Source organism: Subsaximicrobium wynnwilliamsii (assembly GCF_007997225.1).
Lineage (GTDB): Bacteria > Bacteroidota > Bacteroidia > Flavobacteriales > Flavobacteriaceae > Psychroserpens > Psychroserpens wynnwilliamsii.
In genome coordinates this window covers 26,625-53,302 of sequence record NZ_VORM01000029.1, presented here as the reverse complement: position 1 = coordinate 53,302, position 26,678 = coordinate 26,625, and the positions used below count along the sequence as shown (strand labels likewise).

Annotated in this window: 25 protein-coding genes and 1 pseudogene; 9 read left to right on the top strand and 17 right to left on the bottom strand. The window is 36.8% G+C overall.

All coding sequences use genetic code 11. The features are described from left to right. Together ESY88_RS17965 and ESY88_RS17960 are read left to right on the top strand one after the other, a co-directional pair. A pseudogene (locus tag ESY88_RS17965) lies at positions 1–115 on the top strand (IS1595 family transposase); the annotation flags it as partial. A gap of 118 nt (positions 116–233) precedes the next feature. After that, positions 234–2,216, top strand: a complete 1,983-nt coding sequence (locus ESY88_RS17960) for a helix-turn-helix domain-containing protein (protein WP_147088015.1) — start codon at positions 234–236, stop codon at positions 2,214–2,216. A 626-nt stretch (positions 2,217–2,842) separates the two neighbouring features. On the opposite strand, the gene ESY88_RS17955 is transcribed toward ESY88_RS17960, so the two are convergent. The 6 genes from ESY88_RS17955 to ESY88_RS17930 all read right to left on the bottom strand — a co-directional run bounded on the left by ESY88_RS17955 (position 2,843) and on the right by ESY88_RS17930 (position 6,602). Next, positions 2,843–3,241, bottom strand: a complete 399-nt coding sequence (locus tag ESY88_RS17955; RefSeq protein ID WP_147088014.1) for a hypothetical protein — start codon at positions 3,239–3,241, stop codon at positions 2,843–2,845. A gap of 16 nt (positions 3,242–3,257) precedes the next feature. After that, positions 3,258–3,905 (bottom strand): hypothetical protein, encoded by a 648-nt coding sequence (locus tag ESY88_RS17950; protein ID WP_147088013.1) that lies wholly within the window; start codon positions 3,903–3,905, stop codon positions 3,258–3,260. 247 nt (positions 3,906–4,152) lie between these two features. Next, positions 4,153–4,494 carry an SdpI family protein gene (locus ESY88_RS17945; RefSeq protein WP_147088012.1) on the bottom strand — a complete coding sequence of 114 codons (342 nt, stop codon included), beginning with the start codon at positions 4,492–4,494 and terminating at the stop codon, positions 4,153–4,155. Next, entirely contained in the window at positions 4,461–5,330 is an 870-nt protein-coding gene (locus ESY88_RS17940; protein WP_147088011.1) for a sporulation-delaying protein SdpB family protein, read from the bottom strand. Before ESY88_RS17940 ends, ESY88_RS17945 begins: the two co-directional genes overlap by 34 nt. Further along, positions 5,327–5,794 (bottom strand): SdpA family antimicrobial peptide system protein, encoded by a 468-nt coding sequence (locus tag ESY88_RS17935; protein ID WP_189702647.1) that lies wholly within the window; start codon positions 5,792–5,794, stop codon positions 5,327–5,329. The genes ESY88_RS17940 and ESY88_RS17935 overlap by 4 nt, the downstream gene beginning before the upstream one ends. 25 nt (positions 5,795–5,819) lie before the next feature. Then, on the bottom strand, positions 5,820–6,602 hold the full coding sequence (locus tag ESY88_RS17930; protein WP_147088009.1) for a hypothetical protein: 783 nt from the start codon (positions 6,600–6,602) through the stop codon (positions 5,820–5,822). Positions 6,603–6,779: 177 nt separating this feature from the next. Between ESY88_RS17930 and ESY88_RS17925 the strand changes: the two genes are divergently transcribed. After that, positions 6,780–7,172 carry a hypothetical protein gene (locus ESY88_RS17925; protein WP_147088008.1) on the top strand — a complete coding sequence of 131 codons (393 nt, stop codon included), beginning with the start codon at positions 6,780–6,782 and terminating at the stop codon, positions 7,170–7,172. Between the two features lie 830 nt (positions 7,173–8,002). Further along, positions 8,003–9,973 carry an aconitate hydratase gene (locus tag ESY88_RS17920; protein ID WP_147088007.1) on the top strand — a complete coding sequence of 657 codons (1,971 nt, stop codon included), beginning with the start codon at positions 8,003–8,005 and terminating at the stop codon, positions 9,971–9,973. Between the two features lie 573 nt (positions 9,974–10,546). On the opposite strand, the gene ESY88_RS17915 is transcribed toward ESY88_RS17920, so the two are convergent. From ESY88_RS17915 to ESY88_RS17890, 6 genes are all read right to left on the bottom strand, one after another. Continuing rightward, positions 10,547–12,214 carry a MutS-related protein gene (locus ESY88_RS17915; RefSeq protein WP_147088006.1) on the bottom strand — a complete coding sequence of 556 codons (1,668 nt, stop codon included), beginning with the start codon at positions 12,212–12,214 and terminating at the stop codon, positions 10,547–10,549. A 217-nt stretch (positions 12,215–12,431) separates the two neighbouring features. Next, the gene (locus tag ESY88_RS17910; protein WP_147088005.1) at positions 12,432–12,800 is read right to left on the bottom strand and encodes a hypothetical protein; all 369 of its coding nucleotides are present in this window, start codon (positions 12,798–12,800) and stop codon (positions 12,432–12,434) included. Between the two features lie 160 nt (positions 12,801–12,960). Continuing rightward, entirely contained in the window at positions 12,961–13,275 is a 315-nt protein-coding gene (locus ESY88_RS17905; protein WP_147088004.1) for a heavy metal-binding domain-containing protein, read from the bottom strand. A gap of 55 nt (positions 13,276–13,330) precedes the next feature. Beyond that, positions 13,331–13,618 carry a hypothetical protein gene (locus tag ESY88_RS17900; protein ID WP_147088003.1) on the bottom strand — a complete coding sequence of 96 codons (288 nt, stop codon included), beginning with the start codon at positions 13,616–13,618 and terminating at the stop codon, positions 13,331–13,333. Positions 13,619–13,991: 373 nt separating this feature from the next. Then, complete coding sequence (locus ESY88_RS17895) at positions 13,992–16,142, bottom strand: M3 family metallopeptidase (protein ID WP_147088002.1); 2,151 nt, start codon at positions 16,140–16,142, stop codon at positions 13,992–13,994. Between the two features lie 459 nt (positions 16,143–16,601). Further along, positions 16,602–17,327: a peptidylprolyl isomerase gene (locus tag ESY88_RS17890; RefSeq protein WP_147088001.1), complete on the bottom strand. Its 726-nt coding sequence runs from the start codon at positions 17,325–17,327 to the stop codon at positions 16,602–16,604. Positions 17,328–17,539: 212 nt separating this feature from the next. Here ESY88_RS17890 and ESY88_RS17885 point away from each other — a divergent pair, with 212 nt between their 5' ends. Together ESY88_RS17885 and ESY88_RS17880 are read left to right on the top strand one after the other, a co-directional pair. Next, positions 17,540–18,181, top strand: coding sequence for an NUDIX hydrolase (locus tag ESY88_RS17885; protein ID WP_147088000.1), 642 nt, complete (start codon positions 17,540–17,542; stop codon positions 18,179–18,181). A 44-nt stretch (positions 18,182–18,225) separates the two neighbouring features. Then, positions 18,226–19,026 (top strand): lysophospholipid acyltransferase family protein, encoded by an 801-nt coding sequence (locus tag ESY88_RS17880; RefSeq protein ID WP_147087999.1) that lies wholly within the window; start codon positions 18,226–18,228, stop codon positions 19,024–19,026. A gap of 329 nt (positions 19,027–19,355) precedes the next feature. On the opposite strand, the gene ESY88_RS17875 is transcribed toward ESY88_RS17880, so the two are convergent. Together ESY88_RS17875 and ESY88_RS17870 are read right to left on the bottom strand one after the other, a co-directional pair. Continuing rightward, positions 19,356–19,994 carry a hypothetical protein gene (locus ESY88_RS17875; RefSeq protein WP_147087998.1) on the bottom strand — a complete coding sequence of 213 codons (639 nt, stop codon included), beginning with the start codon at positions 19,992–19,994 and terminating at the stop codon, positions 19,356–19,358. Positions 19,995–19,998: 4 nt separating this feature from the next. Then, on the bottom strand, positions 19,999–20,493 hold the full coding sequence (locus ESY88_RS17870) for an RNA polymerase sigma factor (protein WP_147087997.1): 495 nt from the start codon (positions 20,491–20,493) through the stop codon (positions 19,999–20,001). Positions 20,494–20,624: 131 nt separating this feature from the next. On the opposite strand from ESY88_RS17870, the gene ESY88_RS17865 reads away from it, so the two are divergent. Together ESY88_RS17865 and ESY88_RS17860 are read left to right on the top strand one after the other, a co-directional pair. Further along, entirely contained in the window at positions 20,625–21,896 is a 1,272-nt protein-coding gene (locus ESY88_RS17865; protein WP_147087996.1) for an NAD(P)/FAD-dependent oxidoreductase, read from the top strand. Between the two features lie 260 nt (positions 21,897–22,156). After that, complete coding sequence (locus tag ESY88_RS17860; protein WP_317128695.1) at positions 22,157–24,220, top strand: TonB-dependent receptor; 2,064 nt, start codon at positions 22,157–22,159, stop codon at positions 24,218–24,220. 394 nt (positions 24,221–24,614) lie between these two features. On the opposite strand, the gene ESY88_RS17855 is transcribed toward ESY88_RS17860, so the two are convergent. Further along, the gene (locus tag ESY88_RS17855; RefSeq protein WP_147087995.1) at positions 24,615–25,169 is read right to left on the bottom strand and encodes a thioredoxin family protein; all 555 of its coding nucleotides are present in this window, start codon (positions 25,167–25,169) and stop codon (positions 24,615–24,617) included. A gap of 29 nt (positions 25,170–25,198) precedes the next feature. Between ESY88_RS17855 and ESY88_RS17850 the strand changes: the two genes are divergently transcribed. Beyond that, positions 25,199–25,534: a tRNA-binding protein gene (locus ESY88_RS17850; RefSeq protein ID WP_147087994.1), complete on the top strand. Its 336-nt coding sequence runs from the start codon at positions 25,199–25,201 to the stop codon at positions 25,532–25,534. 103 nt (positions 25,535–25,637) lie between these two features. On the opposite strand, the gene ESY88_RS17845 is transcribed toward ESY88_RS17850, so the two are convergent. Both ESY88_RS17845 and ESY88_RS17840 read right to left on the bottom strand, forming a co-directional pair. Beyond that, positions 25,638–26,321 carry an SDR family NAD(P)-dependent oxidoreductase gene (locus tag ESY88_RS17845; protein ID WP_147087993.1) on the bottom strand — a complete coding sequence of 228 codons (684 nt, stop codon included), beginning with the start codon at positions 26,319–26,321 and terminating at the stop codon, positions 25,638–25,640. A gap of 125 nt (positions 26,322–26,446) precedes the next feature. Beyond that, positions 26,447–26,674, bottom strand: coding sequence for a hypothetical protein (locus tag ESY88_RS17840; RefSeq protein WP_147087992.1), 228 nt, complete (start codon positions 26,672–26,674; stop codon positions 26,447–26,449). Positions 26,675–26,678: the final 4 nt, after the last annotated feature.

The window sequence follows — 26,678 nt, the reverse complement described above, 5'->3', positions numbered from 1 at the left end:
AAAATATCTGCAACTTTATCTAAACGAGTTTGTTTACAAGCTAAATCGAAGATATTTTGGTGAGCGAATCTTTGATAGACTAGTAATAGCAAGCATTACAGCTAATGGACACTAAACGGATATACAAATTAATATTTTTTCTTATCTATTGAACCGCATATTAAAATTGCTTATCTTAGTATTCTATCTAAACAATTTTAGAAGTTCAAAACTTTTTTAAAAAAAAAGTTAAAATGACCAACCAACTTTCAATAGACCAAGTATTTATAAATAATTTAAATACCATCATTGAAGATCATATTGAGGATGATCAGTTTGGAGTCGAAGAGCTAGCTATTGCATTAGGGATAAGCAGATCACAACTACACCGAAAACTAAATGCCATCAATGGCAAATCGACAAGCCAATTTATTCGTGAATTTCGATTAGAAAAAGCAATGGAGATGCTACAAGATGATGTTGCCACTGCTTCCGAAATTTCCTATAAGGTTGGATTTAATAGTCCAACTTATTTCAATACAAGTTTCCATCAATATTATGGCTATCCTCCAGGAGAAGTAAAGTTTAGGAATCATTTAGTAAATGAAGATGAAGAAGAGATTCAAGCCTCCAATGCCGAAAAGCAGCCTATTTCAATTAAAAGAAAGTTATTTAATCGAACATCATTTTTTATTGTCGCCTTAGCAATTTTAGTGATTATATCATTCTCATATTATAATTACTCAACTTCTGCAAATACAGGTCCTTCGGAAAATAAAGAATCAATTAAACAGGAAGAAAATACCATTGCCGTATTACCATTAAAGAATTGGAGTGGAGACCCAGAACTAGAATATATAAGTGATGGTATGACTGATGCCATAATTGCCAAATTATCTCAAATTCAAGCAATCAAAAGAGTAATGCCTTTCACCTCTATAGTGAAGTACAAGGATACAGACAAAGATATCAATACAATTGCCAAGGAATTAGGAGTTAAATATGTTCTTGAAGGTAATTTTAAGCTTTCAGGAACGCAGGTACAAAGTAATTTAAACCTGGTTGAAGCAGGAAATAATAAACATTTGTGGTCTTTGGAGTATACTGGTGTCTGGAATAGTGATGAGATTTTTGAGCTACAGGCCTCGATTGCCGAAAATATCGCCAATAAAATGAAAGTGAATATAGGCACAACAGAAATTAAAAGTATTAAAAACAAACCTACGGCTAATGAAGAAGCCTATAAATTATATTTACGAGGGCAATACGAATATTCTAAGTTGAGCAAAAAAGGATTTGATAATGCCATATACTTTTTTGAACAAGCTATCTCCATCGACTCATCGTTTATAGATCCATATGCTGGACTCGCAAAGACTCATTTAATTATGGGACTAGTCTGGGGAGGTGAATCACAAATTGTAGCGGAGAAAGAGGGCAGGAAATATTATTATAAAACCGTACAGCTTTACCAAAAAGGCGATTTAATTAATCAATCTGAATTATTGCGAATTAAGATGATGATTGAATTTCACTACGACTGGGATGTAGAATCTAGTATTGAAGATTTGAATTTTGTAGCTGAAAGTCCAAATTTATATTGGGAGGTATACGGAATGGCTATGGATATAGCCAGAAAAACAGGCAGATTTCAATTGGCTCTAACTTTGACAAAAAGAAATTTAACTTTTAATCCCTCTAATCCAGGATCGTATGCTAGCCTTGCACAGTGCTATTATATGCAAGGAAAGAACGAGATGGCATTGCAAATACTTAAGGAAAATGATACAGTGAGTGCTGATGATTATTTTTATTTATTGGAAGCATCAAGAGTATATTACTATTTAAGTGAGTATAAAAGTTCCAGACAGTTATTGAATATTTTCATGAAAATTTTTACAGATCGACCTCCTGTAATTATTTGGCTCAATGCGGTACTTAATAATGTGGATGGAAATAAAGAATCTCAAAATTATTTAGATCAATTGCATCAACAATACAACACTAAAGTTTCAGGCAGTCCAGCCTGGTTTCTGGCATTATATTATGCTCATATCAAAGATTATGACAACACATTTGTCTGGTTGCAGAAATCATACGACCGTCATGAAGTTGAGATGACATGGCTAAAAGAAGAGCCTTTATTACGACCATTGCGAACAGATCCAAGATATATTGAGCTATACGATAAAGTTGGTTTTGCGAAAATTGCTCCAATAACTCCTTATGTTGATTAATACATTTGATGATTAAATAATTTTTTAATAAAAAAATCAGATTCATCAAGTGCCTAATATAAGATTCGTTTCAAGTTAATCCTCCTTTAAACTCTACCATGCAACATAATTTATAGCCTTTAAATTATGTGTAAAACGCTTCAAATAATACTTTAAATCAATTGCAACATGACTGTTAAGTGGTGCCTTCATATATGCGCCATCTTTGCTTCAACAAACTTTATTAATCTTAAAATTTAAAAGTCATGAAAAATTTAGTAATTGGTTTATTCGTATTAGGTCTTACCAGCCTAGGATTCTCACAAAACAAAAAGGGTGAGGTCAAGGAAGTAAACTTAAATGATGTTGTAATAACGGTTTTGTGTATGGTTAGTAGCGTGATTAGGAAACTAATATAGCAAAAACCCACGAGCCTGTGAATGTTCCGAAGGAATATTCCAGACGAGTAAGTACAAAGCTATTAACTATACACATTGTTATGCCACGTTTTATTATTTTAATCTTACTTTTCTTCGCTTAGATAAAATAAAAATAGCAGAAAAAAACTAAACTTTGAATTTAGCTCTAATCTGCTATTTTCAAACAAATTATTATGTCACGTTATTTTATTTCTAATAATGTTTGCATTAAGAATACTGTATCATTTGAAGTAAAAAAATAACTAGTAAATGGTTTAAAATTATTTTTCTATACTCGCTCAAGTTTTGACCATTAAAAACGATATATATTAAAAATATAAAATTAATAAACGTAAATATTATTGACATAAAATCACTATCTAAATAAATGCCAACAATCAATAATATTAAGCTAGTCGAAATGATTATATCAGATAGTATGTTTTGCTTATTAAAATCTTTTACTTTATTCAAGATAAGTTTTACAGGAAAAAAATAAAAAGACATTAATAAAATTACAAATACCGATAAAAAATTTGGAATAACAGCTTTTATCGATAAGAATAAAACTAAACAAATTGCTAATAGTATAGAAGTTTCTATTTTTTTGATTTCTAAAGTTTTCATATTTTATTATTTTAGTTTACCAACAATCCCAAGTACAAGAACCAACCCAATAAGCAACAGTTTCAGCGGCTGTAAGTAAAAACTGAGCCCATTTTACAGGATTACCACCTCCAAGTTGACCGTTAATTTCATCTTCCATACAACCATCAAAACAGGCATCAAAATTATTCTTAGAAACGTCAGACTCCTTTAGCTCATATAAGCTATATTTTACCCATTTGAATCCATCGATATTGTTAATTAAATATTCTTTATGTTGAAAATCATTAATATTATTATTAACAAAATCTTCATAAAATTCCATTCTGTTGAAAAATGATAAAATATCGTCTTCCGTTAGAGAGGATAAGATATTTTGAATAAAATGTTTATCAAATTCATTAGGATTGTGATTCAATTCCTTTGCATCTGACAAATCATTTTTATCTTTTATAGACTTATTTTCTAAAATTATTTCATTAATATTTCTATTCCTATCTGAATAATTCAAGCGTTGTGATAAATCGCTATACTTTGCCGCTTTATTTACAAAGTTTGTCAAATTATTGTCAAACTTTTCAATATTACTTGCAGAATCGTCGATTTTGTTCTCGTCTTCTGTACTACAATTTGTCATTGTTATAGAAATAAATAATGCTAATAATAAATAAATACTTTTTTTCATTTTGTTGTTTTTTAAATTTTAATAATGTTGTGATACTCATAATATCATCATAGTTTTAAATTTTCATTGTGGATGGTCAGTCCGTTTTTGACCGTTCTGCTTGGTTAATGTGGCATAACGTGTTTGTATATGAGCTGTGGCGTGTTTTCGCACGAACCTCTCCAAATATAAACTAACTTTGGGAAATTCATAGATTTTCCAAATTGTCACAGACCAAGCCATAGCTTATATACGGTGTTATGCCACGTTATTGATTTTCATCGTCCATTTTTTTTAGTTTTTTTTCAGTCACATAAATAAGATAAATAGAATAAATCACGAAATTTAATAATGAAATGGGTATTACGTTATCCAATGTGTTATCAAATAATATTGGTATTTGCGTAATCAAAATGATTGGGATAGAATACAACCAATTTTTAGAAAAAAATTTTTGCGCAAAAATCCAATTTTTTTGATTTTTCATTGCTCTTTTTGTTCTATAACCTAAAATTGGATTTATTGTATCTTTTTTGATAAAATAGAATAATAGCAACGAAGCAAATAAAGTAAGGTCTAATGTAAGAATTGATTTATAAATTGTTTCCATATTTTTTTGTTTTTTAATTGGTTTAAAGAAAATTGTGAATGCTTTGGCATCAAATATATAAACAATGCAGCACTCATAATAAAGAAGAAACTTACTAAACCGTGAATTAACATTATGCCAAAATGGAATAATATACCACTAAAAAGGAAGATATACCTTTTCTTATTCGATTGCGACAAAATAATACAAGATGCTAGCAAGAACTCTAACGCTAAAGTTGACCAACTAATAATTATAACAATAAATTTATTAGATAATAATTGAGTGGCAAAATCTTTAAATATAGGATTAATTCCGAAATGATTATGAGTCATCCAATAGTATATTGCTGTTCCATTTTTCCACTCCTCAACAAATAGCTTACCAATAAAGGCGTGTAGATAAATAGCACAAATTTGTATTGCTATTAAAAAGTAAATTGAATTCATTAAATATAGTTTCAGGTTTCCTTGGGAAACAATTTGATGAGACCAATGATTTTTTCTGTTATCTAATAGTGTTAATGGAATTAACAATAAAGTAATATTTGATGCTATATGGTCTCCTCCATCAGCAACATCAGAACTCATAAAAAAGCTATAAGTTATATACCAATGCAAAATACCAGAGTATCTTGGAAAATAACCACTTATAACAATTAATAAAATAATAATGGATAGAATTTTTGCTAAAACTAAATGCTCCCTTAAAATGTAATAAAAGTTATAATCAAAAACTGGGTTATTTAGATGTAAAATATCATAACCGAAAAGTGTATAGTTTGAGTTAAAGATTAGTGTAATTAATAAACCGAATGCTAAAAATGTTCTAGCAATATTGTAAGATGTTAATGTCATTTTAGGTAAATGAATTTAAATTTTCTTTGTGGTGTCTTCAAGTTAGATGCCCAAGCCCAAGGAATACGTTTTTCTCTAATTATTAAAAATTGACCGGTTAATTTTTTAGAATCTTTTGATTTAATTGATAAAGTATCTGGTACTATATGTTTTAGGTCTTCTAAACTATTATAATCTTCCCACTTTATTAGTTTTGGAAAAATTTCATTCATTTCTAAACTTTGTCTTCTATTTTTTCTGGACAAACCAAATAACATATCAGACGTAGTAGAATTTTTGCTTAAATCCTCAATAATTTTCCTTTCTTCTAGTTTATAGATAAATAATTGTGGTTCTTTCGGATCTCTCGTAAAAAATGCATAACCTTGAGGCGAAATTATCCTCAAGGTATTTGCATTTAAGTTAATCACATTATCTTTACTAAAAATGATAAGCATAAAAAATACCAATATTATGACTATCATATTAAGTAGATATTGCGTTGTTTTTTTATAACTTTTCATAAATATCATTAACCAAGATATCATTTTGTAATTCACTTAATTGTGCTCCCTCTGTTGCAAGTTTATCCCAAGGCGTATATTTTGCTACGAAAACGCCAACGTAATAACTAACAGCTACTACTACAGTTTGCACAAGCGCAGCTACTAACCAAACTCCAATAAAGGTAGGTCCGATTATTGCTTCAACTTCATCACCATATTCTAGCTCAACTGCATCAATAAAACCAGCTTCATCAAACTCACCATTAGAATTTACAAATTGACTTACATCTATGTTTTTAGTAATTTCTGAAGTTAATAAGAATGCATCTCTAATTTCTGGAATTTCCATCATAGATTCTTCAATTTTACTTCCAGCAGTTTCAAGCGCATTTTTTATACGATAATGGTCTTTAGAATACAAATCATTTTTAAATGATGTAAAATAAGAATTATCTTTTTTTGCAATTTTGGCAACTACTAATCCAGAAAATCTATCAAGACTTGATAACTCATCTTGTGATAATGTACCCCTAAATTCTCTAACTTTATTAATATGGTCTATATCAATATTTAAGTCTTCACTACCGAAGAAAATTGACTCAAAAAGTAAGTCACCAGAAATTTGTTCGTTACCAGAGCCTTTTTTCGCATAAACTTGATTGTTTTCGATTTGACTTTGATTTTCACTTTCATTTAAATCCTCGTATTGTGAACAAGAAACAAATAATACTAAAGTTGCAAGAAATGTTGCGAAGTACGGTTTTTTAAAAAATTTCAAAATTTTCATAATGTTATGGTTTTAATTTATTAATTCATTTTTAACTGTTGTATTTTTAATGTCTGTTTAACAGTTTTTACATATTTTGACGTTGGATGGTCAGTCCGTTTTTGACCGTAATCTTGGTTTTAATGTGGCATAACTAGTGTTAACTTTAGTTATCTTGAAAAAGTACAGGACAAAGAAATGTCCGATCATGTAAGCTTATTGGAAAATGAAGCTGCAAGATTTAATGTTTTGGGGGCCTCTGAATTTGACGGACGTAACAAACCCTTCACAACTATCTTTAGAGGATCTAAAGGTTATATTATTGCTACTTACAATAATAATGGAAAACTTTTAAAAACAACAGAGCGGTACAAGGACATTAAACTGCCTAAATACATTGTAAAATCAGTTTTAAGTCAATATCCAGACTGCCATTTGTTAAAAGTAGTTTATACTGTAGACTACGATCATCAAAAGGAGGTTGAGAAAACCTATAAAATTCAAATTATGAAGGATAATAAAAAAAGGAATTTGAAAATTAGTTCAGGTGATAATTTAAATAAAGCCGTCACTATGAGTATAGATAATTAATTAAGAGTTAATAATGAATGATTATCAGAAAAATCCCACTTATGGTGGGATTTTTATTTTATGGAATATAATTCAGTCCAATTAACGCTCTGACTTTATCCAAAGTTTCAATTAGGTTTTTGCTAAATTCAAAAGTCATAATTGGGCTTTCTGTTTTTCACCTGCTAGCGCGAGCGTCCCGCTCGTGAGGGCCTGAGTAAGAAAGAATACCTATAGCATCACAAACAAGAGGCTTGCGCTATTAAAAAAAAGCATGAGTTGAAACTACAAATCGCAGATCCCAACCGCAGTATACTTTATAATTTTTATCCACAGCTTGCTATTTTTTATTATGCATTCATGCATTCGCTGCGCTCAAGTGGAACGAAGTATTGCTTAGATATTATTTAACTCGAGAAGTTTGTTTCAATGTTTGTGAAGAGCGCATGACCTGTTACAGAACTGAAAAAGGCATGAACGTTTTTGAATAATGTTTAATGCCAAAGATGAAATCTAACTGAATATAGATCATAAGGGAATGCACGCAGGCATTAAGGAATTACGAGAAAAACAGGAGACGAGGTTATCTTGTGGGGACGAGCGAGACGCTCGCGATAGCGTGGGAAATTTCTGTAAACATACAATATAAAAATTCATTTTAAAATTATTGGCAATTCGGGATTGGATTGGCATTACAACTAAAAAATGCGTATCTTAAACATATTGCGCATTAGGTTCATAATTTGTCAGTTACTTGCGATTCTGTTCCCTAAACGCTAAATTTATCACTATATAATCTAAAATAATAACAGCGACCTTTTCCATACTGTCATTTAAAATCAAATAATATCATGAAAGCATACAATGTTGCCCAAAAACTTATAGACTCCCATTTGGTAATCGGGGAAATGATCCCTGGGTCTGAAATAGGTATAAAAATAGATCAGGCCCTGTTGCAGGATGCAACGGGCACCTTGGTCCAACTGGAACTGGAGGCAATGGGCCTTAAAAAAGCCAAAACGGAGGTTGCCGTTCAATATGTAGATCATAACCTGTTGCAGACCGATTTTAAAAATGCCGATGACCATTTGTTCCTTTTGTCTGGCGCACAACGTTTTGGCCTTTGGTACAGCCGACCAGGAAACGGGGTGAGCCACCCCGTGCATATGGAGCGTTTCGGTAAACCGGGAAAAACGCTGGTAGGGTCGGACAGCCATAGTTGTGCCGCAGGTTCCTTGGGGATGCTTGCCATTGGTACAGGAGGATTGGATGTAGCCGCGGCCATTGCGGGCGAACCCTACTTTGTAACGATGCCAAAGGTCATGGGCGTTAAATTGACAGGAAAACTTCCGGACTGGGTAAGTGCAAAGGATATTATTCTGGAGATGCTCCGTAGACATGGGGTTAAGGGCGGGGTCGGAAAAATTTTGGAATATTACGGGGATGGATTAAAAAACCTAAGCGCAATGGATCGTCATGTTATTGCCAATATGGGTGCCGAATTAGGGGCTACCACTTCCGTGTTCCCTAGCGATGATGAGACCAAACGCTTTTTAAGATCTCAGGCCAGGGAAGAAGATTGGATAGAACTCGTGGCCGATGAAGGTTGTAATTATGATCTACATGAAGAAATAAGGCTGGACGAGTTGGTTCCACTTATAGCCCAACCTACCAGTCCCGGAAATGTGGTTCCCGTGAGCGAAGTTGCGGGAAAACCCATTGGCCAAGTAGTCATCGGATCTTCCGCAAACCCGGGGCTCCGTGATTTCTGGATGGCAGGAGCCATCGTAAAGGATAGATCGATCGACAACGAAGTATCCTTTGATATCAACCCAACCTCCAGACAGATCATACAGAATATGATCGATAACCGTGCCTTTGCCAACTTGATCAAAGCAGGGGCAAGGTTCCACCAGTCGGGCTGTATGGGCTGTATTGGGATGGGACAGGCCCCGGCCTCGGATACCATCAGTTTAAGGACTATGCCACGAAATTTCCCGAGCAGATCTGGGACCGAAGATGACCAAGTTTACCTATGCAGTCCCGAAACAGCTGCGGCTTCTGCCCTTACAGGGAAGATTACCGATCCTAGGGGCCTTGAAAAATTATTCGGAATGAGCTACCCCCAATATGTAAGCCCGGAAATGGAAATCATCAATACGCAATTGTTGGTTGCTCCTCTCGAGGATGGTTCGCAAATTGAATTGAAGAAAGGACCCAATATTAAAGCACTGCCCCATATTGACCCGTTGGAGGACAACTATGAAGTGCCTGTTCTCTTAAAAATGGGAGATAATGTATCCACCGATGAGATTTTGAAGGCTGGGGCCGAAGTGCTGCCTTTTAGAAGCAATCTCCCAGAAATCAGCAAATACACCTTTACGGTAATCGATGACTCTTTTTATGATAGGGCCATGGAATCCAAATCCCAGCATGGCGGACATATTGTAGTGGCCAAAGAAAATTACGCCCAGGGATCTAGTAGGGAACACGCTGCACTTGCTCCCAAATATCTGGGACAAGTTGCCGTGATAGCTTTATCCTATGCCCGGATTGCGTGGCAGAACCTTGCAAATTTTGGAGTATTGCCCCTTGAATTTATAACTATCGAAGATTATGATAAGATCGAACAGGGAGATACCGTGAGCTTTAAAAATTTAAGGAACGATATTAAGGACAGGAATCCCATTAAAGTAAAGGTCAGCAACGATTCGGGTAAAAAACTTGAATTTGAGGTTAAACACACCCTAAGCGACCGGCAAATAAATATGCTGCTTAAAGGGGGTATCATTAATGAGTTTAAAGCGAAACTCAATCTCTAAGGAAAATAGTTTTCTACGACAAGTTTAAATACTAAACATTCATGTTTTCTAGATTATCACCTGCTGGCGCGAGCGTCCCGCTCGTGACGGCCTGAGTAAGAATGAATACCTATAGCAGCACAAACAAGAGGCTTGCGCTAGTAAAAAAAAGCATGAGTTTAAACTACAAATCGCAGATCCCAACTGCAGTATACTTTATAAGTTTTATCCACAGTTTGCCATTTTTTTTTATGGAATACATGCATTCGCTTCGCTCAAGTGGAACGATGTATTGCTTAGATATTATTTAACTCGAGAATTTTGTTTCAATGTTTGTGAAGAGCGCATGACCTGTTGCAGAACTGAAAAAGGCATGAACGTTTTTGGCTAATGTTTAATGCCAAAGATGAAATCTAACTGAATATAGACCATAAGGGACTGCACGTAGGCATTAAGGAATTACTAGAAAAACAGGAGACGACGTTATCTTGTGGGTGCGAGCGAGACGCTCATGCTAGCTGGGGACTTAAGGCAAAACCGTTTTTTCCAAATTAAAACCCCGATATAGGATTTGGCAGAAAATAATGTTTTAATTTAGGTATTTGGACTTGGGTCAAAAGTCGCAGATTCGGTTGCTTTGGCGTCATCGATAATTTCTGAAGGATAATCGTAAAGCTCTAAAATTCTAATTGCATTGCGGGATTTTAATTTTCCGGCTTTGAGCTTATGATCAAACTTTAGCTCATTGGAGGCAATCTGCTCACTGAAATGATACAAATTAAATTTTTTATTGCTCAACATAACGGTCAGTTCGATGTCGTGAGTAGAAACCAAAACCATATTATTGCCTTTGTTTAGATAGGACAATATAGCTTTTCCGCCAGAAATTCGCTCAACAGTGTTCGTGCCTTTAAAAATCTCATCCAATACAAATAAACACGGCTGGTCGCTTTGAGAAGCCTCAATTAATTTTTTGATGGTCAGAACTTCTTCGAGATAATAGCTCGTGCTTTCTAAGACATCATCGCTAATTCTTATTGAGGTATACACTTTAAAAAAAGGAGCCGTATAGGATTTAGCGAAACAAATATTTAGACTCTGGGCTAAAATGCTATTGATTGCAATACTTCTAATAAATGTGGTTTTGCCCGACATGTTTGAACCAGTTAATAACAAGCTGTGGCTCACTAAAGTCAAATTATTGACCACACAGTTGTTAATCAGCGGATGGGAGATTTCTGTGAAAGCCATCTTTTTTTCATCAGTAAATATGGGGTTACAAATGTTGTGGTCACTTGCTTTTAAAGAAGCTGTAGATATGGCTGCATCAATTTCCCCAATAAAATGAAACATCTGTTTAAGCTCAGCTCTTTTGTTCGCAATGGAATCGGTAAAACTATAGAAAATAAGATATTCCAAATTGAATAGCACTTTTATAAATTCTGAAACCAACCAAAACACTATGGCAAATTCATTTCCAAGATCCTTGTCGAAACTTATAAATGCCGATTTTAGCTTGATCTGTTCAACATTTTTTATAAAACGGGTATCTGTAAATTTCTTTTTTATTTCTGGAAATGCGGCTATGTTTTTTGAGACTTCGATTGTTTTTGATAACTGACTTATGCCATCGAGGTAGCTCGAGATATTCCATTTATTCTTGTAATGAAATACCATATTTAATGCAAAAATTGGGATGAGCACTATAAAAAATAGGGGGACGAAGAATCCTAAAATACTTAGCAAAAAGGATAGCATTGATAAGGCATATATTAAGCCTATGTATTTGGGTTTTTCTAGCGGTTTAGAAGTTACTAATTCCTCAAAACAGTAAGAACCGTTGGTATTTATTTTTGTAAGCTCTAACTGAATCTTCAATCTCAAACTTTCATTGCCTTCAAACAGAAGCGTCAAATCGTTAAAGGCCAATAAACGGCTCCGACTTTCAATGGTTCGTAATTTATAGTAGAGGTATTGCTGGCCAATTTTAGAAGCGGTTCTATCAATGACCTCGAAAACGTCGTTAATATCTAAATCGGCGGCACATCGATTTGATATGATGTGGAAAGCTTTGTCTTTGTTGGCGGTATTATTAAAATATTCTTCAATTGAACTAAAGTGAAATTCGTCCAAATTTTTCGGCTTGCCCCAATTGCGTTTGAACTGGTTCAGTATTTTAAGTCTCCTTTTTTTAATTCTGATGTTATTGGTTAGAAACACTACTACTACTAAAATTATGAGTACACCTAAAAACCAGTTCATAAGCTTTTGATAAATGTTGCTGAATTAATTATACAAGATTTGTTACGTTCTGCTTTTAAAATCATAGTCTTAATTATTGCGATGGTTTTGTGGGTTTATCGTTGAGTGCTGAAATCTAAATCTTGGTAGTTCGGAAATTCCACTTGAAAAATTCAAAAGGGCGTTGCTCATAAGCATATATAAGCCTTGACTAATGCAGGATATACTGCATTGGCTATTAAATTTTTATTTCAATTGTTTCAACGCCATTTTCAGATCTTTTGGTCAAAACGAGATGCCCATTGTCTTTGTCCAATTTTTCGATTACCACATAGTTATTAATGGCTCTCATGAAAAGTTCTGTTTTTGAATAAAATATTATTTCATTCTCATAGGCTTTAAAATAATTTTGGCAGTCGATGCTATTGCAATATTCCGTCTCCAAAATGACAATCTTTCCCAAATGAGTAGTTGAATTTACTTTAGAAGAACTAATGAACTTTGTTATTAAATCTTTCTTTACATCAACTTGGGTATTTTCATTAGATTGACAAGCAAAGAGTAATACTACAAGCATTAGAACAAATAAAAGCGATGCATTTTTCATGATTTCGTGTATATTTAAGGTTTTGCTAAGGGACTTTTTTAAGCTTAGTTGCGCATTTAAAACATCAATGTAATAAAAAAAATCGGACTAGGGGATTAACTAGGGTTTGCGCAAGTAGGCTTACGCTAGAAATTAATTTATAGGCCCCAATCACTATTTTTTAATCAAATTTGCTTAATTCTTTCAGTCTTTGATTGGCATAAGAAAGTTTGTCAAGTATTTCAGTTTTTTCCTTTTCCAAAATATCCGTGTTGTTCAGTTTGATAGCAGTTCCAGCCATGCACACCATTAACATTCCTTTGGCTGCTCCAACTTCTGAAAAATCTATGTCTGTTGCAATTACAGCATTTCCTCCTAAATTCAGGGTTTGAATTCGTATCTGTGCGAAACACATGTTTTCCCTGCTAGCGCGAGCGTCCCGCTCGTGACGGTTTGAGTAAGAGCCATTATAAAAAACATTTACGGAACGAGCAATGACCTTCTGCTTAAGCTAAAGGAGTGATTTTTTTTCGCTGTTGTAAGTAGTTTTTTTATTCAAACATGCTCGGGTTTATTCCAAGAATTAGTCCCCAAAAAAGACCATTTATTCCAAGTGCCAGGCCAATTATAGAAATTAGACGGTCTTTGGTTGATATGCTTTGCTTAATTAAGATTTTTAATTTTTTTGTTTCTGTTTTTCTATTGCTAAATGGTTTTTTGGATTTTAGAAATGGGTTTGCTTCTAGGAATTCTTCAAGGTTTTTTAAATTCAGTTTATATGTTCCGCTATGATTTGCTTTAAAAGTCCATACTTCAAATGTTTTAACTCTCTTTCTCAAATAACTAAATCTAATTTTATTTTCAGTAAGATTGACCTCTTTTCCTTTTTCCGTGATAATACTCGCTTTTAGGTCTGAAACAGTAAAGTCAGAACTAAGTCCGATTATGGAGATTGAGTGAATTCCACTTTCTGCTACTTCGAAACTTTTATTTTTTTCGATTAGGTCAAATATTGCAATCTCTTTTAACTTAAATTCTCTAATAGCAAGTTTGACAGCATAAATTAAAACTAAAAGGCTTACAATTCCGATAAAGATGCATTACCTGTATTTTTTTTAATTACTTCTACTAATTACACCCCATAAAAATACCCAATTAACGCTAATGCACAAGTCGTTAATTGGGTAAGTTTAAAACTGGATTCACAAAGCTTTATTCACTCACATGAAATCCGCGATCACGCATCAACGCTTCAATCTTCGCATCTCTGCCTCTAAATAGGCGGTAGGCTTCCGCAGGATCCATGGAGTTTCTGGGTGCAAAAAGGTATTTTACCAATTTATCGGCCATGGCTTTGTCGTAGAAGCCATCTGGCGCTTCCATAAAGGCTTCCGAAGCATCTGCAGTAAGCACATCGGCCCACATGTAACCGTAATAAGCGGTGGCATAACCCTCGCCCGAAAAGACGTGCCCAAATTGTGGCGTTCTGTGACGCATTGGTAATTCTTCTGGCATTTGGAGTTCCTTGAGTGTCTCGCGCTCAAACTTGTCGATGTCAATGTTGCTGGGATCTGCCAAATGTAATTTCATATCCATAAGTGCAGAGGCCAAATATTCGGTGGTGCCAAATCCTTGGTTGAACTTAGAAGCGTTTTTGATTTTCACAACAAGGCTGGCAGGAATCGGTTCGCCTGTTTCGTGGTGGATTAAATAATTGTTGATCACTTCATCTGTAGATAACCAACGCTCCAATAATTGGGACTGAAACTCGGTATAATCACGAACGCCGCCATTCAAGGTTGGGTATTTCACATTGCTGGAAAAGAAATGCAAGGCATGTCCAAATTCATGGAAAAACGTGGTCGCATCGTCCCAAGAAATCAAAACGGGCTCGCCAGGTGCGGGTTTTACAAAATTGGAATTGTTGGAAGCCAATACATTTTCCTCGCCCTTGTAAGAGGTATAGCTTCTGTAAGTCGTCGCCCAGGCACCAGAACGCTTGCCTTCGCGCGCGTAGGGATCGAGATACCAAAGTCCGATGAGTTTTCCACTATCTTTATCGGCAACTTCCCAAACCTTGACATCGGGATGAAATACTGGAACTTGTCCATTAGGCACAGGCGTAAATTTGTAGTTGAACAAACGTCCCGCCACATAGAAAAGGGCTTCGGTTAGATTATCCAATTGTAGGTATTGCTTTACTTCATCGCTGTCTAGATCGTATTTTTTCTGCCTTACTTTTTCTGCATAATAACGGTAATCCCAAGCTTCGATTTTTAAATTATCGCCATTGGCATCGGCAATGGCTTGCATATCGGCCACTTCCTCATCCACGCGGGCAATCGCTGCTGGCCACACTGCCATCATGAGATCCATCGCATTTTCTGGTGTTTTCGCCATGCGATCCTGCAAGCGCCATTCAGCGTAGTTGTCATAGCCCATAAGTCCTACGCGTTCTTTCCGAAGTTTTAAAATCTCGGCAATGAGTTCATTGTTGTCATAAGCATCGGCATTGTCTCCACGATTGTAATAGTTGGTCCATACAATTTTTCTCAGTTCTCGCTCGGTGGAATAGGTCAAAAACGGATCTATAGAGGAACGGGTATTGGTTATGGCGTATTTTTCGTCCTGACCTTTGTCGCTCGAAATTTTTGCTGCAGATTTGGTAAAGGACTCCGATAAGCCACCCAACTGATTTTTATTGAGATAGGTCACATAATTTTCTTCGTCGTGAAGTATGTTGTTCGAAAATTTGGTGTATAATTTTGAAAGTTCCTTGTTGATTTCAGCATAGCGTTTTTTCTTTTCGGCGTCAAGGTTGGCACCGTTCATTTCAAACTGCTTGTAGGTCAAATCCACCACACGCTGTTGATCGGCAGGTAAAGTATCTTTTTGCGAGGCTTCATAAACGGTCTTGATGCGTTGGAAGAGTTTTTCGTTTTGTGAAATTTTTGATTGGTACTCAGATAGTTTCGGTGCCAGTTCGGTTTGGATGTCTCTAAATTCTGGCGAAGAGGTATTGCTGCTGAAAATCCCATAATAGGTAAATATTCTATTCAAGGCTTCTGCAGATCCTTCCATAGCGACAATAGTGTTCTCAAATGTGGCAGGCTCTGGATTGTTGGCGATGGAGTCAATGTCTTTGAGACCGAGTACCATGCCTTTTTTCATGGCTTCTTTTACGTCTTGCACTTGCATTTCATCAAAGGCTGGCACGCCCTCGTAAGGTCCTGTCCATTCTTGTAACAAGATATTTTTTGAATCGTTCACTGCCATTTTTTCTTCGGAATTTTTGTCGTTTTTACAGCCCGTAATCAATACGATACTGCATAACAACGTGGTTTTAATCGCTTTGTCAATCATGTGTTTTTGGGTTGGTTTGTAAAAAGGTCTAAGATAGGGAAAAGGGAATTGAAACTGAAATTGATCCTGATAACTATCGGGATAAGATGAAGATGAAGATGAAGATGAAGAGGAAGATGAAGACGAAGATGAAGATGAAGATGAAGATGAAGACGAAGATGAAGATGAAGATGAAGATGAAGATGAAGACGAAATTGAACTTGAAATTGATCCCGATAACTATTGGGAGAAGATGAGGGAGAAGATGAGGGAGAAGATGAAAAAGAAAATAGAAAAATGAAAATAGACGGGAGACGGATGGCCGAAGATGACCTGCTGTGACTCAAATTGTGATTTCTTTACTGCGGCTGCGGCCGCGACTGTAACTACGACTGTGACTGCGACTGAAGACTGCACGCTTCACACTGCATCTTGAAGACTGAAAACTGAGGACTGAATACTGAGGACTGAAATCGAGACTCAGTCCAAAACCTCAATTCGCTTGATATACACGTTCTTCAACGGCCAATCGCCATCGTCGGTTTTGACGCTTGCAATTTTATCGGCGACGTCCATGCCATCGATGACGCGACCAAAAATGGTGTAATCGCCATCCAGATCGTGTACATCCCTCAACATGATAAAAAATTCATAAGGCGACGCTAGTTTGTAAGGATTGTCGCGATCGCCGCTAGGCATTGAAATCACACCTCTGTCATGATGAAAGCCACGTTTGGTGTCGGTTGGCAAAAGGTATTTGCCAATACCTCCTCGTCGGTCCATAACGTCTTGATCATCGGTACTGCCACCTTGGATGATGTAATTTTCGATGACACGGTAAAATTGGGTGTGTTCAAAATAGTTCTGTTTGGCCAAGAATATGAAGTTGGCACGGTGGAACTTGGTCTCCTCAAACAACAAGATATCGATGTTTCCGAAGGCGGTCACAATACGGACCTTATTTTCCTTATGCTCTTTCTCATACTGAAGAAAGAACTCCATAGCATTCTTATCGGTTAAATAAGGATATTTGCGCTCGTTAGATGGATTTTGGCTATCTGCATCGGTTGTATCCATCGTTTTGGTTGCGCTACTATCAATTTCAATTTTAATCGGACTCTCATTTTGAGTATTGTCGGCTTTATCCTTACAATTGAAAAGCATAATCATTACAACAAGGGCAATTATTGATTTTATTCGATACATGGAGGGGTTCTTTAGGTGCTTACAAAAATAGTAAGATATATCGAAACACAAAAAGGTCTGATCATGAGCCTTTAATTCTGCTGAAACATAGAACTTGGGCTGGGAATTCTTCATTTTCCTAGAAGCTTTGATGTTAGCTTTTGAAATTATTAGACGAAGCTTATTTCTAATTTTACCATAATGTCTATCTTCACGTAAATCAACAATGGTGTATGCAATTCGAGGATTTCAAATCAAAAATCAAGACTATTTCCGCGGAAGCTTTGCCGGGGGAGGCTTCTCAATTCAAAATGTCGCCACCTTTTAGAGCAGATCTTATAGCGGCCAATAAACTCAAAATGAAAACGGCAAGAAAAGCGGGTGTCATGGCTTTGTTTTATCCAAACCTTGAGGGAGAAACCTATTTGATCTTGATTTTAAGAAAAACCTATAGGGGCGTGCATTCTGCTCAAGTGGGCTTTCCTGGAGGAAAATATGAACTTGAAGACCCCGATTTAAAATATACGGCCTTACGCGAGACCTATGAAGAAGTTGGTGTACCTATAGAGTCTATGGAGCTTATAAGGGCTTTGACGCCTATGTATATTCCGCCAAGTCATTTTACGGTAAGTCCGTTTTTGGGAATAACTTCAAAAACACCGGTATTTATTAAACAGGATGAAGAGGTGGAGGATTTGATCGAGGTGAGCCTAACTGATTTTTTGGATAATAAAAATACAACCACAGTGGAAGTCATGACCTCACTCGAAAAAGAATTGACTGTACCTGCTTTTATACTTAACGGATACATTGTTTGGGGTGCCACAGCCATGATGCTAAGTGAATTAAAAGACTTGTTAAAAATGGTATTATAAGTAGGGGATTTTCGTAGATTTGTTAATTCGCGTAATAAGAATCAATGGCATTATTTAAAAGAAACCCTTTTGGGCATATATTATTTGTTAAGAAATGGTTGATACGTATTTTGGGCGTACTCACGCACCAAAGATTTAGAGGTTTCAATGAATTACAGATTGAAGGTTCTGAAATAATCAAAAACCTTCCGGAAAATAACGTACTTTTCATTTCTAATCACCAAACCTATTTTGCCGATGTGATTGCGATGTTTCACGTCTTCAACGCTAGTTTGAGCAATCGTAACGATTCCATAAAAAACGTTGGGTATCTCTGGAAGCCCAAATTGAATATCTATTATATTGCAGCCAAAGAAACCATGAAAGCGGGTTTATTGCCCAAAATCATGGCTTATGTTGGCTCCATCAGTATCGAGCGCACCTGGCGCTCGGAAGGGAAGGACGTCAACAGGCAAGTAAAAATGAGCGATATTTCAAGCATTGGCAAAGCGCTTGATGATGGTTGGGTCATTACTTTTCCGCAGGGAACAACCACACCTTTTAAACCAATTAGAAAAGGTACTGCCTTCATTATCAAAAAATACAAACCAGTAGTTGTGCCAATTGTGATTGACGGTTTTAGACGTTCGTTCGACAAAAAAGGACTTCGGGTCAAGAAAAAGAATATTTTCCAGTCCATGGAGATCAAAGCGCCATTGGAGATTGATTATGAGAACGAATCGGTAGAGTCCATCATAGAGAAAATCGAATACGCCATTGAGCAGCATCCGTCCTTTCTCAAAGTCATCCCAAGAAAAGAATTGGAAGAAAAGGAGCGCTTAAATAAGGAATTTCGCGACTGGTAAATTGGTTATGGGTTTGGGGTTCAAGGTTCAATGTTCAAGGTTTTGAGTTCGAAGTTGGTGATTCCCTAAATTTTTATTCAGTATAAAATGGATGCTTAATTCATAAAAGCGACTTCAAATCACTTTTTTGAGAGTCTATTCGATTTCAGATGCTTCCGCCAATAGTAGATCAATCTTGAGGATACCGGTTTTCAAACTTCAAGTGAATCCTATTTTTCGCTGACTTTAATGTCAATAGCGTTTTTCCAATTTTATTACAACCTCATTCAAACTAAGGGTTATCGTTTGTTTCGCTTATCCCTAACTTGCAATTTTAAACCTTGAATAAATCAGACCTCGAGTTTCTTCAATTCAGCATAATTTTTGTTGAGACGTTTCAGTAAAATCCCATAAATCAATCGGTAAAATAACCAAATGACCCCCACAAAAAGTGCGGTCACGACAAGCATGATCAGCGTGGAAACAAATTTTTGTTTATCGCTAAAATGAGCAAATTGAGCTGAAACTTTAGGATTTTCATAAATGCTTTCATAAAGTCCGAAGCACATCGCCAAGAACGCCATTACCAAATTATAGATAACGTAATATTTAATGACCTTCCTGGTCTTTAGAATACTTTTCATTAGATTTTTTACCGTGTCGGTGACAGAGATGGACTGATGCGCCCTAAACAGTAAATAAACGAATACTAGGATGATGCTGTAGCTAAAAATGGTAATGGCTAATAAAACATCTTCATTTCCATACATCATGGCTAATTCTGCACGATATTCTTTAGAAGAAAAATAGGGTATTGTATTGATTAATACCCATAAAAGTAGTTCTGCAATACTAATATAAAATAAGGTTTTTACAATGGAGGATGATTTTTTGAACAACATGGGGTGCAATTCCTTCGATGTCAATTGTTTTTCCTCTGGTCTGGCTTTTTGCTGCCAATCTTTTTTTAATAGATCTAGTTCATCCATAATGCTACGGATTTAAAACGGTTCTTAGTTTCTTCTTCACGCGGTTCATTTTCACTCTGGCATTGACTTCCGTTATACCCAAGGTTTCACTTATTTCACTGTAATTTTTTTCTTCCAGATACAAAAACACCAATGCTTTTTCAATATCGTTCAATTGATAGACGGCTTGGTATAACAATTTAAGCTGTTGGTCCTGCGTGTCGTCATAAGGCTCAGCTTTGATTTTGAAACTTACCGTTTCAAATTCCTGGGTCTTGATCGTACGTTTAGACTTGCGATAGAGGGTTATGGCAGTATTTAAACCCACCCGGTACATCCAGGTGCTAAATTTGGCCTCGCCCCTAAATTTGGGATAGGCCTTCCATAACTGTATGGTAATCTCTTGAAACAAATCATTATGCGCGTCTTGATTGTTGGTGTACAATCTACAGACCTTGTGTACAATGTTTTGATGCTTCTCGAGCAAGGCTACAAATTGATGTTCAAGTGCTTTGTCCAAAGGGTTGATTGGTTATTGTTAGGTTAGTAGGTAATGCGTATGCAATGTTACACAAAAAATATTCTTTTCTGAAAGTTGTAAGTATTAAGAAGGCTTAGTTGTATTTTTGCTATGATCCTTATTTTTACTTTATGAATATCCCAGCAACTACATTTCCAAGAACAGTGATTATTGGCGCAGGTTTTGGCGGCATCCGTTTGGCAAGTGCCTTGGCCAATAAAGACATGCAGGTTGTTTTGATAGACAAACACAACTACCATACGTTTCAGCCGCTATTGTACCAAGTGTCAAGTTCTGGTTTGGAGCCAGACTCCATCGCGTACCCGGTTCGTAAAATTCTGAAAAATCACAAGAATTCTTATTTCAGAATGGCAGTGGTAAGCCATATAGATGCTGAAAACAATAGTATCACGACCAACATTGGCGATTTGAATTTTGATTACCTGGTCATTGCCACCGGTACACGTACCAACTTTTTTGGTAACGACGATATCAAGAACAACAGCATGCCCATGAAAACGGTGCCTCAGGCATTGGATATACGCAGCTTGATTCTCCAAAACTTTGAAAAGGCAGCAATTACCGATGATGTGGAAGCCAAGAAAGCATTTCTCAATTTTGTGGTTATTGGCGCAGGGCCGACTGGAGTGGAACTTTCAGGGGCGATTGCCGAACTTAAGAATAATATTTTGCCCAGGGAATACCGTGACCTCAATCCGGACCTTATGGCGATCCATTTGTTGGAGGGTGCGCCACGCGTATTGCCCCCAATGAGCCAATATGCCTCAGAAAAAGCCGAGGAGTATTTAAAGGAATTGGGTGTAACCGTACACTGCAATACCTTGGTTAAACATTATGATGGGCGCACGGTAACCACTAATGACGAGAAGAAATTTGAGTCGGAAACCGTGATTTGGGCGGCAGGAGTTACAGGAACGCCAATAGACGGTTTAAATCCAGCCGCGCTTCACGATCAAACCCGTCGTTTTAAAGTGAATCCATTCAATCAAATTGAAGGGTACGCCCATATTTTCGCCATTGGTGACATGGCGCTTATGACCACCGAGGCTTGGCCAAAAGGGCATCCGCAAGTTGCCCAACCCGCCATTCAGCAAGGGAAGAATCTGGGCAAAAATTTGCTCAACATGACCAAGCAAAAACCGCTTAAACCCTTTCAATACCACGATAAAGGCACTATGGCAACCGTGGGTCGCAACAAAGCGGTGGTCGATTTAAAACACTTTAAGCTTGCAGGTTTTTTCTCCTGGTTTATCTGGATGTTCGTCCATTTAATGGCCTTGGTAGGTTTTAGAAACCGCGTCATCGTGTTTTTCAATTGGACGTATAACTATATCAATTTTGATAAAGCAGCGCGTTTGATTATTAGGCCTTATAAGAAATAGCTTGTTCAAGTTCAAGGTTTAAGGTTTAAGGTTCAAGGTTGATGGTAGTGAAATCAAAAATCGTCAATCAAAAATCGTCAATCGTCAATCGTCAATCGTCAATCGCCAATCAAAAATCGTCAATCCTTCATTTCATCCTGAAATTCCAACAGTTCAGTAATTCCTAATTTCAAAATCGAGTCTCGCTCGTGATATTTGACGCATCAACGTTAGGCTGAAAGCATTTCAGCAGAGCATCAACCGTCAATATCTGCAATCACATGCGAACCTTAATGCTACATTTTGCGCTTCTCATCTCATCAATACTCATCGCGCAAACCACAGTCAACGGAACACTAATCGACAACAATAACCATCCAATTACGGGTGCCAATGTCTATCTCAATGGCACTTACGATGGAGGTACTTCCAATGAGCAGGGCGAATTTTCGTTCTCGACCGAAGCAATGGGACCACAAACCTTAACCGTGTCTTCCATGTCTTACGAAACAAAAACCATTGTGGCCGATGTCTCTAGCTTCAAAAATCTTCAAATCAAACTTCAGGAAAATATGGAGGGCTTGGATACCGTGGTCATTTCCGCAGGTACTTTTGAAGCCAGTGATAACAGTAAGGTATCCGTTTTAAAACCTTTAGATGTGGTTACAACAGCAAGTGCTTTGGGTGATTTTGTGGGCGCCTTGCAAACCTTGCCCGGCACGTCAACAGTATCTGAAGATGGACGTCTTTTTGTGCGTGGCGGCGATGCAGACGAGACCCAAATTTTTATTGACGGCATTCGCGTTTTTACACCCTATTCACCAACGCCCAACAATGTGCCAACCCGAGGCCGTTATTCGCCATTTTTGTTCGATGGAATCACTTTTTCAACTGGAGGTTATTCTGCAGAATATGGCAATGCCCTCTCCAGCGTACTTTTACTCAACACCATCGATGAACCTGATCAAGAAAAGACTGAAATTGGGGTGATGAGCGTTGGTGGCAGATTGGGCCATACCGAAAAATGGAGCCGTTCTTCACTTAGCGCCAACCTGACCTATTTCAATTTGGCAGCTTATGATGTTTTATTCCCCGATAGAAATGATTGGAAAAAACCGTATCAGAACGCACAAGGTGAGGCGGTGTTTCGTCAAAAATTCAACACAGGACTGCTTAAAATTTACGCCGCTTTTGATAGCTCCAACTTTGAATTGGTGCAGGAGGATATCAATGTGGCTGAAGGTGTGCGTTTTAAATTGAACAACCGAAATTTATATACCAATGCCAGCTACCAAGGCACTTTGGGCAACAGTTGGTCTGTTCTTTCGGGATTGAGTTATACCGTCGCCAATACCGATTTGAGGGTGATGGATGATTTGATTAATGACGAGGAAAACTCGGCTCACTTAAAGCTGAAACTAAAAAAACGGTTCAACAGTAGATTTAAGCTCAGTTTTGGCGTGGAGCAATTTGTGACCAATTTTGATGAAGCTTTTACTTCGGAAAGCTTTGCAGATAAGTATGGTTATACCTCAAACATAAGTGCGGCTTTCGCAGAATCGGATATTATTTTCAGCAAAAATTTAGCGATGAAAGTGGGTGTGCGTGCCGATCATTATTCGCTTTCTAAGCAGCTCAAATTGGCGCCGCGGTTTTCCTTAGCCTATAAAACTTCGAAGAATTCACAATTGTCTTTGGCTTATGGTCAGTTTTTTCAGAACGCTTCCGCAGCACTATTGAAATTTGCAAATCAGCTAGAGACCCAAAACACAAAACATTACATCCTTAATTACCAATACGTCAACGATGGCCGCCTATTTAGAGCAGAATTGTATCGGAAGGATTATAACAAACTTGTGAAATTCGAAACTTCAGCCGAAGCATTTGCCAATGATTATAACAACGATGGCGATGGCTACGCCCAAGGTTTGGACTTGTTTTTAAGAGATAATAAAAGCATAAAAAACATGGAGTATTGGCTTAGCTATTCGTATTTGGATACAGAACGCGATTATAGGGACTTTCCAACCTCGGCGCAACCCAATTTTGCCAATACCCATAATTTTTCAGCAGTGACCAGATATTGGATAAACGATTGGAAAAGCCAAGTGGGCTTGGCCTATACCTATGCTTCCGGCCGTCCATACACCAATCCAAACACCAATTCATTTCTTTCAGAAAAAACAAAGAGTTATAACAGTGTGAGTTTGAATTGGGCTTATCTAGTGAGTCCGCAAAAGATTTTATACCTATCAGTCAATAATATTTTAGGCTTTAAAAATGTGAATGGATACCAATACGCAAATACACCGAATGCCAATGGCACATTTTCGCGGCGTAGCTAACTGCCTGCTGCAGACCAGTTTTTTTTCGTGGGCCTTTTCTGGACCATTAGTGGAGATGGGAAAGCCAATCAATTGAATGACCTTTAGTATACTAAATAAATAGTGCAGAATAGACTTAAGAGGATTGACTTAGGACGGAATGACATAGGATGGAATGACTTAAGACGGATTGACTTGGGACGTTTGACTTTTTCGAAAGTGCTTCAAACCATTGAGGCGGATTATGCAAGATTAATTCAACCAAACGTCGTTTTATTAAAGGAGAAAAAGTCAGTTACTAGGCAGTCTCAAGTCTCAATACTTTCAACTCAATACCAGTTTCAATGAAATCAAAAGGGGCATAAATACCCAACATATGAGAAGGCCCAAGTGCTTTTCTAAAACAGCACTAATCCTATTTCCACTTGATGCCACAGCCAAGGCTTGGTTTTTGGTCTTCGCTAATTTCGGAATTGTCAAGCAATGCATTTAGAGCTGCCCGTAAATCCTTACCTGTGACTGGAATGTCGTTTCCAGGTCTAGAATCATCTAACTGTCCGCGATAAACGAGTTTCAAGTCTTTGTCAAACGCATAGAAATCTGGCGTGCAAGCCGCATCATAGGCTTTAGCGACCGCTTGGGTTTGGTCATAGAGATAAGGGAAAATAAAATCGTGGTCTATGGCGTTCTGTTTCATGTTTTGGGGGCCATCTTGAGGATAATTCTTTGCGTCATTACTGCTTATGGCGATGCACTCGATACCTTTTGGTTTGAAATCTTTGGCAAGTTTTGAGAGTTCATGGTTCACATGTTTAACAAAAGGACAATGATTGCATATAAACATGATGACCGTGCCTTTCACACCTTTCCATTCATGTAAGGATTCTATGCTGTCATCAACGGTATTTAAAAGTTCAAATTCTGGAGCCTTAGTGCCCAGAGCCATCATCTTTGAAGTGGTGCGTGCCATAATTTTCTATTTTATTGTAAATTTAACGAATGGATAAGATAGTAAGTTTTAAAGACTTTACAAAAGTAGATTTGCGTGTGGGCACTATAATTGAGGTTCTGGACTTCCCAAAAGCTCGAAATCCAGCCTATCAATTGACTATAGATTTTGGGGCATTTGGCATCAAAAAAAGTTCTGCCCAGATTACAGAGCGCTACACAAAAGAAGAACTGCTGCAAAAACAAGTTGTAGCAGTTCTTAATTTTCCTAAAAAACAAATCGCTAATTTCATAAGCGAATGTTTAGTAGTTGGGGCAGTAGAGGGGAAGGATGTTATTTTGTTGCATCCAGAGCAATGTATTGAAAATGGGGCTTCAGTAATTTAGATTCAAATCTCAAAGTTCACGGTTCAAATTCTAATATTCAAAGTTCAGTATTCAGCATTGATGATGTAATTCAAAATCGTAAATCTAAATAAATAAGCTTTCACTAAATCTTAAAAGTTACAATACCACAGTCCATTTCAAAGACCTGCCCAGAAATAGAACTTGCTTTTTCCGACAACAGGAATTCTGCCATGCCTGCAACATCTTGGGGTTTCAAGAATTTCTTCATGGGATGACGATCGGTTATATTTTCAATCATTTTGTCATTCCGCAGTAACTTGGAAGCCAATTGCGTATCGGTAACGGTTGGTGCGATGGCATTGATTCTAAGAGTGGTTGCCATTTCGGCACCCAAAGACTTCACTAAGCCTTCAACACCCGATTTGGCAGCCGCTACACTGGCGTGAAATGGCATTCCCAATTTAGCAGCTACTGTGCTAAATAAAACGATTGAAGGATCCTTACCTTTTTTGATGATGTTCAGGTATTTTTGAATGGTTTTCACAGCGCCAATGACGTTGATTTCAAAATCCTCGCGAAATTCATCAAGATCAAAACGACCTATCGGTTTTAAATTGATACTGCCCGGGCAGTATACCAAACCATCTGCCGCTTCAATATCTGGCAAATCCTCTTTTAGAACATCGCAACTGTAGTGTTTCAAATGTTCATGTTCGGTTTCAGGTTTAGACCTGCTAATGTTAATGACTTTATGGTTTTCGAGAAGGGTAGTAACAATGGCATTTCCAATACCTTTGCTGCCTCCAACTACAATATATGTTTTCATGTAATGTTATTTAAATAAAAAAGCTGATAAGACGAAACAAACCCGTTATTAACACTTTTTATGTTACGTTGGTATAATCAATGCTTATAATGGGACTGTTCAGTTTATCAGCTTATCTTTCTTGTTTATGCACTTAAAGGTTTCCCGTTTAAGCGTTTTTCAACTTTGCGTTTCATTTTGGTAAGACTTTTCATCAAATCCATGATTTTTTCGTCTTTCTTTTCTTTGTAGATTGTGTTAAGTGCCAAAATAAGCCGCTTAGCTTCTCTTGAAATCTTTACACGGTCACTTGTTGACAGTGATTTCATGTTCTGGTTTTCAAACTCTTTTGCTTTGTCTATTACTTTTTCCATAGCC